Origin of the sequence: Pseudoalteromonas sp. MMG007, assembly GCF_018100985.1 — a bacterium.
In the GTDB taxonomy this organism is placed as follows: Bacteria; Pseudomonadota; Gammaproteobacteria; order Enterobacterales; family Alteromonadaceae; genus Pseudoalteromonas.
In genome coordinates this window covers 408,719-425,451 of the sequence record NZ_JAGJEI010000001.1, presented here as the reverse complement: position 1 = coordinate 425,451, position 16,733 = coordinate 408,719, and the positions used below count along the sequence as shown (strand labels likewise).

Below are 16,733 nucleotides of genomic sequence, written 5' to 3'. Positions count from 1 at the left end.
GCGCTTTAAACGTTAAACATACTCAGTTTTAAGTGTGTTTAATTGGCAATTAATCTTTCATTATTAAACATGTGTTATTAAATAATTTTTACGTATCTGTATTTTCATTTTGTTTGCACAATTTATTGCCATACTTGGAGTATATTACTAAACAGTATTTGGGATAAATATGGCGCTCTTTAAATTAAATTATTTATTAGCCTGTGACATAAATAGTAGAAAAGCAGCAATGGTAGTATTTTTATTGAGCTGCGCGCTACTTTTGTCAGCCTGTGAGAAACACACTAAAAATGAAAGCATTACGGCTCCTTCTTTTACAAAAAATGCGAATAGCTCATCAATTAACACAGATGCCTTTAACGTAAAAGCCATGGTGAAGCTTCCCCAAACCGTAGACTGCACACTAGAGAATGGCTTAGAGTCACAATGCGCGCAAATAGTTTTGAAGTACCAGCCCGACAACATTGAAGTCGGCCCTTTTTGCCCAGAAACGCTCAATGACGTTGGCGGCATTTGGGATTGGGATGGCACGGATGCTGGACTATACCGATTAGATGAAGCGTTTTTAACCATGCTTAACGAGCAAGGCTTTACCTTTTATGACGAAGACGGCAACGTACATATTGTAGATAACGCCACCATTCGCCCCTCTGTTGATCACGCCTGTATAAACGTATCGGTAGATAAGAGCGTAGAAATTACCGCCCTTTTACCCCTTCATCCTGTTATGGCTAAAAACTCAAAAAAGCTTGGTGTAGTATCAAAAGTAGGTATTGCTCTTGCCGGCGTGCCTATTTTTTCAGACGCGCCAAGTGTACAGCATACTGGCCATTTGCCAGCACTGGATACTTGCGCCGGCCATATTGACCCTGGTGGTTGGTATCACTACCACGGTACCGCGAGCGATATCGACAGCGTTTATAAACATGAACACGTAAATGCCAACTGTAATAACTTACCACAAGCCCCAAGCGCCTTGTTTGGTTATGGATTTGACGGTTTTCCAATTTTCGGAAGCCTTGAAGTTGACGCTTCCATACCAACTGATCTTGATAGCTGTAATGGGCACACCGGCCCTACTGGTGAAAAAGGCATAATTACGTATCACTACCATGCAAGTAATACATTTCCAAACTTACCTAAATGCCTAAAAGGTGTTGTAGCTAAAAACAATTTTACCACTACAGCTCAAGCCGGTATTGGTGCTAAACCACCTCAAGGCACTAAAATTACGCGCCATGAACCACTTGGCGGCGGAGGTGGTAAAATGCCACGACCAGACTTTTCTCAAGCGGCTAAAAAGCTAGGTATTAGCGAACAACTACTTTTAAAAACAATGCAAGATGCTGGTGGCCCTAACGCTGACTTAAGCGTAGTGGCAAAAAAATTAAATGTTACACAAGATGAGCTAAAATCAGCTCTCCCTAAAAAGCCAACACGTTAATGTTAATTTGCGCCATGCATAAAGAGTGCTTGGCGCAACAATTAATATCATAAATATAAGACTATTAGTTTCGAAAAGCGGCAAAAGTGTGAGTAAGTGTAGGCTAATGTCAACAACAGTAAGTGTTAGTAAAAAGCTGTAAAGGTAAGGCATATAATTAAAATAGGTCAGTTAACATTCAGTTTAAAACGCTAGTATTGAACTCAATTATGTAATACATACATGAGGCAATATTATGAAACTAACTTATTTACTACCAGCACTACTGGCTTTTGGCTGTATATCTGGCTCTGCGCTTGGAGCACAAAACGAGCGAGAAAAGGTTAATAAAGAACGTGCAAAGCGCGTTGAATATAAGCGTGATGAACGTCGCGAAGACAAAAAACAACGTATAGCATATAAAAAAGATAAACCAACACAGCGTAAAAAAGAAAAACGCGAACAACGTAAAGAGACAAAACGTAAAATTGCTCATTACAAACATGACAAGCGCAAGTACACTTATTTAAAAAATAAGCGCCATAATGTGGTTACATACAGGCCTGGGCGTTACTTTAGCAACATACCGCGAAACAGCGCATCAATTAGATTTAATGGTATTTCGTTTACATTCAGTGACGGCATTTACTACCGAAAAGCAAAAAGCGGCTATCATGTGGTTAAGCCACCAAGAGGCCTAAGAGTTCGCTCATTACCAAAGCATTACTCGTATTTTAAACGTCATAATACAACGTACTACACGTACCAAAATGTATATTACGTAGCAGACAATAATGGTTATAGAGTAGTTGACGCTCCAAACGTAATAGTTAATAAGGCGGTAAAGGTAGGTACTGCTATCAATTACGAACTTGGGCAAACTTACGATACGCTGCCTATTACAGCTGAGGCAGTTACAATTAATGAGCAACAATATTTTAAATATGACGATATTTATTTTTTACCGCAAATAAGTGAAGACGAAATAAAATATTTAGCTATAAATTTAGGCTAATAAACCTACGAATAAAAAGAGCAAGCCGTGTTAGGCGTCTTGCTCTTTTGTCATTAAATTAGCCATTCGTTGTTCAATACTTTCTTTCTCCACATCTTTTTTTTGATTTGCCACTGTCCATATATGGCCAAACGGGTCTTCAAATGTGCCAGCACGATCACCATAAAATTGCGTGTGTATAGGTCTAACGAGCTTAGCGCCCAGCGTTAGCGCGCGACTAAATACACTATCAACATCTTTAACATAAAGTATTAGGTTTACGGGTGAGCCTCCAATTTTATGCGGGCTGTGGTGGCCTTCTTGTGGACAAGCGTCGGCTACAACTAATGGTGTATTACCAATAGCTATTTCAGCATGCGCTATACCTCCTTCAGGCAAGGGCATTTGCGAAATTAGCTCGGCATTAAATACCTTCTTATAAAAACTAATGGCTTGCTGTGCATCATCCATAATTAAAAACGGTATTATCGTATTGTGCTCTTTTGACATGGCTGTAAAGGTCATAACAGTTATCCTTTGTTTTGCGCAAATTTAGGCATGTTAGTTAACCTAAACTCAGATTAACTAACATTAAACAATGCGCAAAATTTTAACTTAACGCTTCCAAAAGCGAAGATTACGCAACGATTTAACAAAGCCATCGCTAGATACTTTATCTAAATCAATCCATCCTTCATCTTTTTTACTCTCAAGCCCTGCAGCTTTAAACAGCGGCTCCGCGTTTGGCGTAAAGCCAATGTATTTCATATGCGCATAAGCATCGTTTATGAAGTCTTTAGCTTCAGGAATATCGGCAAGCTTTTGCGCACCTTCAGTTGTGCTAAGAATTAGCACTGCATCGTATAGTACAGATGGGCCGCCATTAATAACTTGATCTGCTGCGACATGTTTACCATTACTACAGCTTGCTCCACCTACTTGCGCAGCAATAATCTCAAAATTAGCACCTTCGTCATCAAGCTTGTTTGTTACAGAATTAAAAATATCTGCGTCAAAGCCATCACTAACCAAAATACCCAACTTTCGTCCTTTAAAGGTGCTAGGTGCATTTTTTAAAATACTGAGTGCATCTGAAGTAGGCAAATCGTCGCGAGTTGGCATTGCCGCTTCAGCTGGCTCTGGCATTTCTTTTAGGCGAAGCCCTTTGGCTACTTCGTGGGCCAATGTGTTGTCTATATTGAGTAAATGCGAAACCATGCGCTCTCGTATTCCAACATGCTCTACTTTTGAAAGCTCAAAGACTAGGGCATATTGAATATGCGCTTGCTCAACGTCTGTTTGACTTAAATAAAACTGGCGTGCTTGACTGTAGTGATCTGCAAATGTTTCAGAGCGATATCTAAGTTTGTCGCCTCCCTCTTCTTTACTTGAGCTTTTAAATCCATGCGCCAGGCATTCGCGCGGGTTGTTTTCGTCGCCGTTCCAGGAGTTTGGCTCGTAATTAACACGCCCTTTTGGATTGTGCATTGCCATGTGCCCATCTTGCTGAAAGTGGCGCATTGGGCATTTAGGCGCATTCACCGGAATGTGCGTAAAGTTAGGGCCGCCAAGGCGTTTTGTTTGCGTATCTAAATATGAAAAGTTACGTCCTTGCAATAACGGATCAGGTGTAAAATCAAGTCCTGGCACAATATTCTGTGTACAAAAAGCAACTTGTTCTGTTTCTGCAAAAAAATTATCTACTACGCGGTCAAGTACCATTCGGCCAACAATTTGTACTGGCACTTGCTCTTCTGGTATAAGTTTAGTGGCATCAAAAACATCAAATTCAAACTCATCTGCGAATTGCTGGTCAAATACTTGTACGCCTAATTCCCATTCAGGGAAATCGCCATTACCTATAGACTCCCACATGTCTCTGCGGTGAAAATCAGGATCAGCGCCATTGAGTTTAAGTGCTTCGTTCCATACAACTGATTGCATGCCACCTTTAGGTTTCCAATGAAACTTAACAAATTTTTCATCGCCTTTAGCGTTAATAAATTTGAATGTATGAACACCAAAACCTTCCATAAATCGCAGCGAGCGAGGAATAGCTCTGTCAGACATTGCCCACATAACCATGTGCATTGCCTCTGGTGATAAACTCACAAAATCCCAAAAATTGTCATGAGCAGTTTGTGCTTGCGGGAAGCCGCGATCAGGTTCTGCTTTAGCGCTATGAATTAAATCAGGAAACTTCATTGCATCCTGAATAAAGAATACAGGTATGTTGTTACCCACTAAATCCCAGTTACCTTCCTGGGTGTAAAACTTAACCGCAAAGCCGCGTACATCACGTGCTAGATCCGGCGAACCTTTATTGCCTGCAACTGTTGAAAATCGTGCAAATACAGGTGTTTTTTCACCTTTACGCTGAAAAATATCGGCGCATGTTAAATCTTCAAGCGTATCGTAAGTTTCAAAGTAACCATGAGCACCATAACCTCTAGCGTGCACTACACGCTCTGGAATACGCTCGTGATCAAAGTGAAATATTTTTTCTCGCATTACGTGATCTTCTAGCAACCCTGGTCCGCGTTTGCCTGAGCGTAATGAGTTTTGATCATCACTCACTGGGCAGCCTTGCGCTGTGGTCATTGCAGGGTGTTCATCTGAGGCCTGTTGATGGAGTTCGCCGCCGTGCCCTTTATTACCAGCATATTTAAATGATTCAGCCATGTTTATTCCTTCATACAATTTGATTTGGTGGATTAGAGGTGTTTACACGCTTTAACGCTAAAGAAATTAATCAAATGCAAAATGAAGACCATTCACTCAACCGAGTAAAAAGAGGCTATGCAGGTAAAAAAGTAGTATTTGAGATAATTTACAAAAGAAAAAATTACAAAGGCGTGTAACTTTTTCATATAAAAAAAGAGCACTAAAAAGTGCTCTATTTAAAAGGATTTATATTAGTCTTTATTTTCGTTAACTAAGATAACTTTACGATGAGGGAACGGGATCTCTATATTGTTTTCATCTAGTGCTTTTTTAATTAGCTCTGGCACAGTGTATAAAATTTCAAAGTAATGTTCGCCTTTACAAAATGGGCGTACTAAAAAATCAACCGAGCTGTTATTAAGTGTTTCTACTTCAACAAAAGGTGCTGGATCTTTTAAAATATGTGGATGAGCCTCTAACACGCTATCTATTACTTTACGAACTGCATCAGTGTTCTCGTCGTAAGCTACGCCAAAATGCATGTCTACACCACGAATTGGGTGATGTGAGTGATTAATTATTTGCGCTCCCCAAATTTGACTATTTGGAATGATAACTTGCTGATTATCGAATGTTTGTAAAATAGTGGTAAACATATCAACTTCTGTCACTTTACCAAAACGCCCTGCAGCTTCAATAAAATCGTTCACTTTGTAAGGTCTAAATATAAGCAACATAACGCCTGCAGCTAAGTTAGACATAGCACCTTGCAGTGCTAAACCAATTGCTAGCCCTGCAGCGCCTAATAACGCAATAATAGAAGCTGTCTGCACACCAAAACGGTTTAATACCGCAATAAATACAAACGCTAAAATAATGTAACGAGCCATACTACCTAAAAAGCGAAACAGCGTATCGTCTAAATGCGTGTATTTATGGCACAAACCTATAATTAAATTTCTTACTTTACCCGCAAGCCATAAGCCTACTAGCAGTATAGCGATTGCTAGCAATATATTAGTAGCCCACTCAAGAGCAGCCGGTAAATATTGATTCACATCAATATCATTTATTAAGTCATTCATTCATGTTCCTATAAAAGAAGTTGTAAATTAACCGACGCATTATAAGTTTATTTATTTAACTATTCATTAACTAAATTAGGAATTTATACCTAATAAATACATCTCTTACTGAAGAGATTTATTATTCCCCTTATTTAAGTGAACATAATGTGAGCAAATTATTATTTCATTGCGTATATATTGTTCAATTTGTAAATAAAGACAATGTGTTCTAAACCTTTAAGAGACACCTTGTTAAGGAACATTGTTATGCCAACAACAAACACCATTAATAAACATGTTGAATTTGCTCGCTGCATTGAATGCAATAAAGTAGATACCTTTGCTGCTTTCCACTGGCTTGCACTCGCATTCAAAGATATAACTCGCGCTCCCATTTTAAGCCTCATTTATGGGGTTATATTTACGCTTATACCTGTTGCCATTGTCTATTCAGCCGTTTTTACAGGCACCTACTTGGTCATCCTGCCGGCTACCGTTGCTTTTGTTCTTATAGGACCAGCTTTTGCTGCAGGACTTTACGACGTGGCTTGGGAGCTAGAAAAAGGCCATAAACCAACCTTTAAGCATTCTATTAAGTCGATGTTTAGAAACCCAGTAGGAGAATGGGGATTTGCCATACTACTTATGGTAATAATGATTGCATGGATGCGTTTAGCTGCACTTGTTCACGCATTGTATCCAAGCCATGCTAATCCAACATTTGAAGAGTTATCTGCATTTTTAACTCTTGGCAGCTTGATTGGCGCAGTGCTGTTAGTCACTGTGTTTTCTCTATCGGCATTTGCTCCTCAAATAATGATGGAACGCCGTGTAGACATTATGACTGCAGTTATAAGCTCTATGAATGCAGTAAAAACTAATTTTTCAGCTATGATCGTTTGGTCAATATGCATATTTTTGCTAGTAGCCATTGGTTTTGCCACAGGCGCTACCGGCTTTATAGTAATCATGCCCTTACTAAGCTACGCCAGCTGGCACGCTTATATAGCAGTGATCAAAACTAAAAAGCCTCGTGGCTACGAGTAATTGTTACAACCAACCACACTAAGTACACCAACCACACTAAATAAAAATAGCGCCTTAGGCGCTATTTTTTTATAAGTAATAAAACCAGCTACAAAGCAACCTCTGGTTTAAAGTGCTTATTAAAACACCCATAGTGCATGCAAAAATGGCTGATTTTCTATGTCATCGGTACCAAGCTTGTTATACCAATAGCGCCATTCAATCCCTACCATTAATTGCTTAGCATCAAGCTCAAAGTTTTGGCCTACGTCCCAATATATGGCGGGCTGAGCGAGTAACCACTCGTTTACCTTATTACCTTGCTCGTCATTACGCCCTGAAATATATTCAACATGTCCGGTAAAGTAAAATGCTTGCTTGGCGAGCGAAAAAGGTGCCCCCCAAGCAAGATCCACAAAAATACTGTTATCTTGCTTAGCTAACTGCTCCTTTTGGATACCACCGTTAGCGTCAATGTATCCTGCAAAAGTAGTGGTTAAAAAATCAAAGCCTGGTGCATCCCAACTTAGCTTTATACCTGGGGTATATTTCATTAAACCTTCTTCGCCTGCATTAATTCCAAAGACTAAACCTGTATCTTTTATATGGCCATAGCTCCACCGCGTATTGAATGCTTTGGTTAAGCTCAATGTTGTGTACCACTCGCCATAGATCCCCGTATCTTGAAAACCATCTGTATAGCTGTCGTTTAAAAAATCGATAAAAAAGTAGTTGTCTCCTAGGCCATGCTCAGATGCATGCTCTAAGGTGTATGTGCGTGTAAATGACGACTCCCCTGTGAAAGGGTTTAAAGCATCACCAAAATTTGTATGGAGCTGTGTAACACTCCAATTTTCTGCCCATGCTGTGTGAGACAAAAGCAGTATAAATGCTGTAAACAGTGTTTTTAAAAAATTCATATATTATTAACAGAACTCCAATTAAAATGCGGCAGGAGTATATCAGTGAGTAATCACCAACTAAAGTAAGTAGTAATAAATATTAATGCCAGCTTATAAGTACTTTAGCTACATATCTGAAGGGACTAAATATCGGTGTGCATAATTTACAAAAGAGCTGCAGATAATTCATAAACACATTTTATTTTAACGCTTAGAAAGATTTAAATTTAAATTATATCATTAAAAATCAATCAATTATAAAAGTTAAAAATTCGGCATACGCATTGCTTCTTCATTACCAAGTCATGTTTGTAAAATCCTACAAGCAATAAATCACATAACAGGAGACATTATGAGCAATACAAATAAAGTAGCCGAATTTACAGCACCCGGTATGGATAACGATGCAGCGCAAAGCACAATTGCCACACTCGACAACCGTATGGTTGCGCTTATCGATTTACAGCTAACTTTAAAACATATTCACTGGAATGTTGTTGGCCCTAACTTTATAGGTGTGCATGAAATGCTAGATCCACAGGTTGAAGTTGTACGCGAAATGACTGATACAATAGCAGAGCGCATTGCTACGCTTGGCGGCGTACCTGTTGGCACACCACAGTCAATTGTTGACCGCCGTTCATGGAACGAATATTCAGTTGGGAAAGGTTTAGTTACCGAGCATTTAGGTGCACTCGACAAAGTATACAATGGCATTAACAGCGATCATCGCAAGGCAATCGAAACGCTTTCTGAGTTAGATCCAGTATCTGAAGACATGATCACAAGTCAACTAGCTGAGTTAGAACAATTTCAATGGTTTGTACGTGCTCATATTGAGTCGGCTTCAGGCCAATTACAAAACTAATACAGTTGTATTGAAAAGCCTCGTGTTTATACGGGGCTTTTTTGTGTGCATTTAAGATAAAAATCCCTCCCGCTTAATACCTCTTAGCAAATCCCTTAATACATAATTAATTTAAAAACAATAGAATATTGGTATTACCAAATAAATTATAAAAATTTAAAACAATAATTTTTGCCTAGCTATTTCATCGTAGATGTTTTGTAAGCATCCACTCAATCAATGTCTCTCCAAACTAATATGGGCAAAATATTAACGACTAAATACCTATAAAAAATATTCTAAATAGTTATAAATACCTCAATAAATAATAAAAATCATACATAAAATGTCTTTGGTAAAGGTTATTTTTTTAATTAGGTTAAATATTTTTAAAATCACTCATATTACTTAACCTATTGAACAAATTAAATATAAGTTAATTAAAAAACAATTTGTAATACATTACATGAAATTTTGGTAAACAAAGGTTGTAATAAAATTTAAATTGTACTAATTTCAACCACACAATCTGTATGACACAATACAGAAAGCACACAACAATATTGGTTAACCAAAACCAAATACACACACACAATGACGCAAGTCGTACCCAAACGGGAGAGATACATGAAACTCAATCAAATCACTTCAACGCTAATTAATAAGCACCCAAAAAGTAGCTCAACTACACTTAGTGCTGCAGCCCTATTATTAATGGCATCTTCTACTATTTCAGCACAGGAAGCGCCAACCACATCAGATATACCCGCTGATGATATAGAAGTTATTGAAGTAAAAGGTATGCTAGGCAGTATGAAAGCCGCAGCAATGCTAAAACGCACAGACGGACGTATTGTAGATGCTGTTGTAGCAGAAGATATTGGTAAACTGCCTGATAATAATATTGCTGAAGCACTTCAGCGTATTACAGGCGTCTCTATTAATACCGACTTTGGTGTGGGTGACAGTGTATCTATTCGTGGCTTGCCGCAAAACCGCGTTGAATTAAATGGCCGTTCTACCATTGGTGACTCGCGTGATGGTATTAGCTTACAAGATTACCCTTCTAGCTTCCTAAAAACAGTAGAAGTTGTTAAATCACCAACCGCTGACATGATTGAAGGCGCGTTAGGCGGAACCGTTAGCTTAAAAACAGTTCGCCCTTTAGAGCTTGATAAACTTACAGGCGCTATTTCTATCGATGGCGAATATGCAGATAAAACTGAAAATTTAGCCCCTATTTTTAGTGGCTCAATTGGTGACAATTGGGACTTTGATGAAATGGGTAGTTTTGGTGCTATTGTGATGTTTTCATATCAAGACCGTGAAATTCGTCAAGATGAAACCTCAAGCCGTGTAAAACCGCAAGATATTGAAATTAATGGTCAACCAGGCAATACACCTAGTGGTAATGCCATAGTAAGAGACGAGCACAGTGTTGAGCAATACGTAGAAAAACGTGAACGCACCGCTGTAAATTTATCGCTGCAGTGGGCTCCACAGTCTGGTAACGGTATGGTGTATCTTGATTTAAGCGGCACTAAGCGCTCTGGTGATCAAGCCGGTAACTCAATTTTAGGTGTGGCAGGCTCTTTATCAACCGATGCAAACACTACTCAGGATGCCAATGGCGTAAATAATTACACACTAACAAACGAATTTGGCATTCCAAAAACATACAGTGACTTTAGAGAAACTGACTCGTTTTCAAATGCACTTGGTGCAGAATGGAATATCACTGACAATATAAAAATTTCTGGTGAAATTGCTGTTGCATCATCTGAAAGCGTAAGACCTGATTCTGAATTTACTCTTCGCCCAATTGAAAAATCTACATTTGAAGCAAGCGGCGGTGTTGATTTAGTAAACCACTTATACGACGGTACTTTTTCGCAAGATGGGAATAAACTACCCAGCATCATTCACTCAGATCCCAACGCGTTTACCGACCCTCAAAACCTTGCATTACGCACTTTTAAAAGTGAAGACAAAAGAACAGACAACGATGAAACAGCCATTCGTTTTGACGTAGAAATGTTTGAACCTATCAGCAGCTTAAGCTGGGTATCTAAAATAAAAACCGGTGTACGTGTTACCAACCGAGATTACGAGTACGAGCAATACAAAGTTGAAATTAAAGACATTTATAAAAATGCATTTAATGACTCAGACGGTTCATTAGCGACTTTATGGGTAGATGATTACAATGCTGCTTTTTCAAATAGCTTTACAACAGTGAGTCACGATAACTCGTTTGATCAACTAGGCAGCTCTGGCCAAAACGACCTACTCACATTTTTAAGCTATAACGGTTTGTCTAACCCTGCAAATACTTATGCTCAGTTACAACAGTTACTTGCAGGTACTAACTTAGCTTCTACAGGTAGCCTTTCAGATAACCAAGAGTTTCAAGAGAGTGCGTACCGTAACGTAGTTGAAGATACAGCCGCAATTTATGTTTCAGCTTACTTAGACTTTGACAACATCACTGCAATTGTCGGTGGTCGTTATGTAACAACAGATTTAGAATCAAGCGTTTATTTAAACGGTGAAAAAGTAACAGGTGAAAATGACTACAGTGACTTTTTACCAAGCTTAAACGTTACCTATAACTACTCTGATGAAACATTATTTCGCTTTGCAGCTGCAAAAGTAATGCGAAGAGCTGATTTTAGTGAGCTAAGCCCTGCGTTTGATGTTAATAACGATATTACAGGCGCAACGCAAGGGTCTATAGATTTAGAACCATACCGTGCAACTCAATACGACCTATCAGTAGAGCATTACTTTGACGAAGGGAACGTAATATCGTTTGCAGTGTTTTATAAGGACGTTGAATCTTTCTTAAGTAACGAAAGCAGCTGTCAGGCATCTTCTAGCACTGCGGGTCAAAACGTGACGCAGTGGAACCAAGTATGTCAGCTTGATACCGCAGGTGTATCTCAAGATAACTTAGTTTACTCAGATACAACCGACTTCCCTGTTGATGCTGATGGCTTTAACCATGTATCAGAGCTTCGCGATGCAGGCTTAACAGGTATTGATACCGTTAAAAATGTAAATGGCGAAAATGGTTCAGTTCAAGGTTTTGAAGTAGGCTACCAGCAGTTCTTTACAAGCTTACCTGGTGCTTTTTCTGGTCTGGGTATAAACGCAAACTACACCTACGCAGACAGCGAACAACCTAACGGTAACCCATTGTTAGATATTTCTAAAAATACCTATAACTTACAAGTATTTTGGGAATACGAAGGATTTTCTACACGTTTAGCTTATAACTACCGCGATAGCTTCTTAGATAGTGAAAACGAAAAACGCGTTGAAAATATTAACTCAGACGGCAGTATTTCAGCAGAAGGTACTGTTTACGGTAACAACTACCGCGACGACCGTGGTCAGTTAGACTTCTCAGCAAGTTGGGACATTAACGAAAACGTGACCTTAGTAGGCAATGCAACTAACTTAACAGGTGAGCCTTCTATCTACCTATCTGAATTAGGTGGCGCTTGGAAATACACCGAAGCAGATCGCAGATACAGCTTTGGTATCCGCGCTAAGTTCTAATTTCCCTGAAAGCTAAAGCCTGCGTAAAGCAGGCTTTTTTAATAACTTTAAAATATAAGATTCTATTTAGTAAGCTATTTTGGCTTATCGTATCAATATATTAGAACTCTATGATTTAGGGTAGTTAGACGGGAAGAATGCTCGTTTAGCCTCTTCATCAAACTCTTTCTTAAAAGCTACATCGGTACCAATTTTACGCGCACGAGCAACCGCTGGGCGGCTATCTATGCTCTCAAACCAACGTTTTAAATTAGGGTATGGTGCTAAGCCCTCTTCACCTAATACTACTGGTGCTTTATCAATCCAACCCCAAGCAGATACATCAGCAATTGTGTATTCATCACCCACTATAAAGTCACGGCCTTCAAGGTGTGTATCAAGGACTTCATAATGGCGCTGCGCTTCACGTAAGTAACGATTAACCGCGTAATCAAGCCCTTCAGGTGCCATATGTCTAAAGTGAACACTTTGTCCTGAGTATGGACCTAAACCCGATGCAATAAACATTAACCATGAAAGCATTTCAGCGCGGTCTTCAGCTTTGCCTTCTAGCTTTGCATATTTTTCAGAAAGGTACATTAAAATAGCATTCGAATCGAACACACGAGTTTCACCATCAACAATTGCTGGCGCTTTAGCATTTGGATTAATTGCCTTAAATTCAGGTGTATGTTGCTCACCTTTTAAAGTATCAAGAGGAACAAGTTCAAACGGCAAGCCTGTTTCTTCTAAAAAAAGTGCAACCTTCATTGGGTTAGGAGTATGGTGAAAATAAAATTTAATCATGTAAAGTTCCTCAATAATTGAGCAATGATTAAAGCACAACTTGAGCGAACGTTCAAATTAAGTTTTAACTAAGTAAAATACACAGTTAAAACGTGATTTAATTGTGAGGATTTCGTGATACTTCATTCGTAAATATCATTTAAGCTGAATGCAATATCAGCCTTTGCGAGAAGTAACATGCCTCTTAAAGCACTATCCCAGCCATTTTTTATCTCACTTGTTGGGTTAATAATTTTTTGCTTTCAAAGCCAAGCTGCTGAGCAAGTAACTATTTCCAGTACAGCTAATCCGACTACCTTTTTAGAGCTTTACACATCGCAAGGTTGCAGTAGTTGCCCACCAGCAGAGCGCTGGATTTCAACGTTTACAGATGATAAAAAGCTATGGACTGATTTAATTCCTATTAATTTTCATGTTACTTATTGGGATTATTTGGGATGGAAAGACCCGTTTGCCTTGACTGTTTTTAGTAAAAGACAACGCACGTACAAGGCACTCGGTAAAAGTAGTATTGTAGCAACACCCGGGTTTATGGTTAACGGCAGCGGGTGGCAAGGTTGGTTTTATAAACAAGACATACCTATAACTAAAACCCCTTATTTAGGTAATTTAAAAGCGACTATAAACAACAGTAAAATTAACCTCAAATACGATACGGTTAATACCGAAGGTGGCACTAACCAAAACTTAATAGCTCATGTAGTTCTGTTAGGCTTTGGTATAGAAACACAAATACACAGCGGCGAAAACGCAGGCTATAAGTTAAAGCACGACTTTGTAGTTGTTGGTTACGAGCAAAGTGACATGAAAACCAAGCAGCAATTATCATTAACCGACTTAACCCTGCCTCGCGCTAAAAAAATATCGCCAACAAAGCAAGCCCTAGTATTTTGGGTATCTGAAAAAGGCGACCCTACCCCACTACAAGTTGCAGCTGATTGGTTTTAAAATTAAGGTTAATTGGAATAAAATTACGAATTAACAACTCAGCGCGCAATAAATGCCCTTTATATCAACTATCGAAAAAGGCTTTCAATAATTTAAAAACTAATGAATTAGCATTGTTATTACAAAGAATTTATTCTTTTTTATTGTGTGTACCTGCATAAAATACAAATAACATTGTATTTACATCAACTTTTGTTTATAAAGTAAGTTGAATGGACTCTTGAAATAAGTAATTGACTTATAAGTATAAAAAACAAGCGCCTATCAATAAAAACTTCTGCAATTATCTATATGGACAAAAATTTATGCGAATTAACCAAAGCCACATTAAAACAATTGTAATCGCTGCAATTACAGCTTCGTCTTTAGCTGGGTGTGCTACAACGTCATCAAAAGTAATAGAAACACCAACTGTTGCTAGCTATAACACAACCTACTCAGGTACAAAAAGTAAACTAGTCGTAGGTCAGTTTGTAAACCGTTCAAGCTTTCAAAATGGTATATTTTCATCGGGTCAAGACCGTTTAGGCAGCCAAGCAAAAACAACACTAATGAGCCACTTACAACAAACAAATCGCTTCAGTGTGCTTGATCGCGACAATATGGCAGCCCTTGCAGAAGAAGCAAAGCTAACAGGTACAAAGCAAGTTCTTAGCGGTGCTAAATTTGTTGTAACTGGTGATGTAACAGAGTTTGGCCGTAAAGCTATTGGCGACCGTCAACTTTTTGGTTTATTGGGTAAAGGTAAATCGCAAATTGCTTACGCTAAAGTAACGCTTAATGTTGTTGATGTTACTACATCAGAAGTTATTTATTCAGTGCAAGGTGCAGGTGAATACAGCTTATCAGAACGTGAAGTTATTGGTTTTGGTAGCACAGCTTCATACGATGCCACATTAAATGGCAAAGTACTTGACCTAGCAATTCGCGAAGTCGTTAACAAGTTAGTGACTGGTCTTGAAGCTGGCCAATGGGGCAATAAATAATGAAAAAGCTAGTTACCTTAGCATTTGTTTGTATAGCCCTAACGGGTTGTAACTCAACGAAAGAACCTATTTACTATTACGGCGACTATAGCACTGCCGTATACGCCTATTTAAAAGCAGATGACGTAACAGCCGAAGAGCAAATTAGTATGCTTGAGCAAATTATCGCCGATGCCGCAAACAAAAGTAAGAATGTTGCCCCTGGCCTACATGCTCATCTAGGTATGCTGTACTTTGAAACGGGTAATCCTTCATTAGGCACTACCCACTTCGAAACTGAGAAATCACTTTTCCCAGAATCAGTTCATTACATTGACTTCCTTCTAAAATCTGCGAAAGGCGCTTAATATGTTTAATTTAAAATCATACACAGCGATCGCATTAGTCGCATTACTCGCTGGTTGTGTTTCACCTCCACCAGCACATGACTACACAGCATTTAAACAAGCAGACCCTCACTCAGTTATTATTTTACCTCCACTGAATAATACACCTGAAGTAATTGCCCCATACAGTGTGATGACTCAAATGGTCGCGCCTATAGCTGAGTCGGGTTTCTATGTTTTTCCTGTTGCTTTAGTTGAGCAAACCTTTAAAGGTAATGGCCTCACTGTTGCAAGCGACGTGCATCAAGTACCGCTGAATAAGTTACATGAAATTTTTGGTGCAGACTCTGCGCTTTACATCACTATTGAAGAATACGGTACTAGCTATGTTGTAATTTCTAGCGAAACAGCTGTAACTGTGTCAGCCTCATTAGTTGATTTACGCACTGGCGAGCAATTATGGCAAGGCAAAGCAAGAGCCTCTTCAGCGGAACAACAAAGTAACGGAGGTGGCGGCCTTGTAGGTATGCTTGTTATTGCAGCAATTAATCAAATTGCTGAAACTGTCACTGATAAAGGCTTTGAAATCGCAGCAATGACTTCAACACGCTTACTTTCTTCAGATATTTACAACGGCTTATTATATGGACCTCGTTCACCTAATTATGGCCAACCAGCACCAAGCGAAAAGAAAAAATAACTCTTATTGTTATTAACCTAAAACTTAAAAAGGCCGAACCATAAAATGGGATTCGGCCTTATTAATAACAGCTTACTTAGCTAAAAAGCCTAGCTAAGTTACTTTTAAGTATTTAGAGCAGATTTTAAAAACTAAAATTAATAGCAACAGAAAAAATAGTTTTTATAAAAATACTAACTAAAAAAGCCAACATAAAAAACATAGCAAATGCTGAAACAGCGCCACCACCGGTATACCCTGCTTTAGCTTTTTCCAACATCAATACATAAATTCCCAACCCTACACTTACCTTAAACCATAGCCAGTAATCGTTGCTAAAAAGAGGAATTGCAGCAAAGCCAATTACGGGTACTAATATTTTGGCTTCTTCGTTTTTATGTAATAAATAAAAAGCCATAATAGCTATATAAATAAGCGCCGTTACATCAGGCATAAAATCTACTTCCTTTTAAATTTCAACAATATTTCTTCACTAAGGGAATACACTACAGCCCGCCCAT

General features: G+C 38.7%; 15 protein-coding genes. 9 read left to right on the top strand and 6 right to left on the bottom strand.

Features of this window, described 5'->3' with window-relative positions:
* Positions 1-169: 169 nt before the first annotated feature.
* Positions 170-1,444: a YHYH protein gene (locus J8L71_RS02020; RefSeq protein ID WP_210999039.1), complete on the top strand. Its 1,275-nt coding sequence runs from the start codon at positions 170-172 to the stop codon at positions 1,442-1,444.
* A gap of 235 nt (positions 1,445-1,679) precedes the next feature.
* Positions 1,680-2,438 carry a DUF6515 family protein gene (locus tag J8L71_RS02015; RefSeq protein ID WP_210999038.1) on the top strand — a complete coding sequence of 253 codons (759 nt, stop codon included), beginning with the start codon at positions 1,680-1,682 and terminating at the stop codon, positions 2,436-2,438.
* Positions 2,439-2,468: 30 nt separating this feature from the next.
* Here J8L71_RS02015 and J8L71_RS02010 read toward each other — a convergent pair whose 3' ends face one another.
* The 3 genes from J8L71_RS02010 to J8L71_RS02000 all read right to left on the bottom strand — a co-directional run bounded on the left by J8L71_RS02010 (position 2,469) and on the right by J8L71_RS02000 (position 6,166).
* The gene (locus J8L71_RS02010; RefSeq protein ID WP_210999037.1) at positions 2,469-2,942 is read right to left on the bottom strand and encodes a VOC family protein; all 474 of its coding nucleotides are present in this window, start codon (positions 2,940-2,942) and stop codon (positions 2,469-2,471) included.
* 90 nt (positions 2,943-3,032) lie between these two features.
* Positions 3,033-5,099, bottom strand: a complete 2,067-nt coding sequence (locus J8L71_RS02005; protein ID WP_210999036.1) for a catalase — start codon at positions 5,097-5,099, stop codon at positions 3,033-3,035.
* A gap of 233 nt (positions 5,100-5,332) precedes the next feature.
* Entirely contained in the window at positions 5,333-6,166 is an 834-nt protein-coding gene (locus J8L71_RS02000) for a mechanosensitive ion channel domain-containing protein (RefSeq protein ID WP_210999035.1), read from the bottom strand.
* Between the two features lie 249 nt (positions 6,167-6,415).
* Between J8L71_RS02000 and J8L71_RS01995 the strand changes: the two genes are divergently transcribed.
* Positions 6,416-7,195: a DUF2189 domain-containing protein gene (locus tag J8L71_RS01995; protein ID WP_210999034.1), complete on the top strand. Its 780-nt coding sequence runs from the start codon at positions 6,416-6,418 to the stop codon at positions 7,193-7,195.
* A 119-nt stretch (positions 7,196-7,314) separates the two neighbouring features.
* Here the strand turns inward: J8L71_RS01995 and J8L71_RS01990 are convergent, their stop codons facing one another.
* Positions 7,315-8,094 carry a nucleoside-binding protein gene (locus J8L71_RS01990; protein WP_210999033.1) on the bottom strand — a complete coding sequence of 260 codons (780 nt, stop codon included), beginning with the start codon at positions 8,092-8,094 and terminating at the stop codon, positions 7,315-7,317.
* Between the two features lie 334 nt (positions 8,095-8,428).
* Between J8L71_RS01990 and dps the strand changes: the two genes are divergently transcribed.
* Both dps and J8L71_RS01980 read left to right on the top strand, forming a co-directional pair.
* Positions 8,429-8,944, top strand: a complete 516-nt coding sequence (dps, locus tag J8L71_RS01985; protein WP_210999032.1) for a DNA starvation/stationary phase protection protein Dps — start codon at positions 8,429-8,431, stop codon at positions 8,942-8,944.
* A 606-nt stretch (positions 8,945-9,550) separates the two neighbouring features.
* A complete protein-coding gene (locus J8L71_RS01980; protein WP_210999031.1) occupies positions 9,551-12,487 on the top strand; it encodes a TonB-dependent receptor in 2,937 nt (978 codons plus the stop codon).
* A gap of 108 nt (positions 12,488-12,595) precedes the next feature.
* Here J8L71_RS01980 and J8L71_RS01975 read toward each other — a convergent pair whose 3' ends face one another.
* Complete coding sequence (locus J8L71_RS01975; protein WP_210999030.1) at positions 12,596-13,273, bottom strand: glutathione S-transferase family protein; 678 nt, start codon at positions 13,271-13,273, stop codon at positions 12,596-12,598.
* 177 nt (positions 13,274-13,450) lie between these two features.
* Here J8L71_RS01975 and J8L71_RS01970 point away from each other — a divergent pair, with 177 nt between their 5' ends.
* The 4 genes from J8L71_RS01970 to J8L71_RS01955 all read left to right on the top strand — a co-directional run bounded on the left by J8L71_RS01970 (position 13,451) and on the right by J8L71_RS01955 (position 16,233).
* Positions 13,451-14,221 (top strand): DUF1223 domain-containing protein, encoded by a 771-nt coding sequence (locus J8L71_RS01970; protein WP_210999029.1) that lies wholly within the window; start codon positions 13,451-13,453, stop codon positions 14,219-14,221.
* A 305-nt stretch (positions 14,222-14,526) separates the two neighbouring features.
* Entirely contained in the window at positions 14,527-15,207 is a 681-nt protein-coding gene (locus tag J8L71_RS01965; RefSeq protein WP_007378468.1) for a CsgG/HfaB family protein, read from the top strand.
* Positions 15,207-15,554, top strand: a complete 348-nt coding sequence (locus tag J8L71_RS01960) for a DUF4810 domain-containing protein (RefSeq protein WP_210999028.1) — start codon at positions 15,207-15,209, stop codon at positions 15,552-15,554. The genes J8L71_RS01965 and J8L71_RS01960 overlap by 1 nt, the downstream gene beginning before the upstream one ends.
* A 1-nt stretch (position 15,555) precedes the next feature.
* On the top strand, positions 15,556-16,233 hold the full coding sequence (locus J8L71_RS01955) for a DUF799 domain-containing protein (protein ID WP_210999027.1): 678 nt from the start codon (positions 15,556-15,558) through the stop codon (positions 16,231-16,233).
* Positions 16,234-16,357: 124 nt separating this feature from the next.
* On the opposite strand, the gene J8L71_RS01950 is transcribed toward J8L71_RS01955, so the two are convergent.
* Positions 16,358-16,666 (bottom strand): hypothetical protein, encoded by a 309-nt coding sequence (locus J8L71_RS01950; protein WP_210999026.1) that lies wholly within the window; start codon positions 16,664-16,666, stop codon positions 16,358-16,360.
* Positions 16,667-16,733 lie beyond the last annotated feature (67 nt).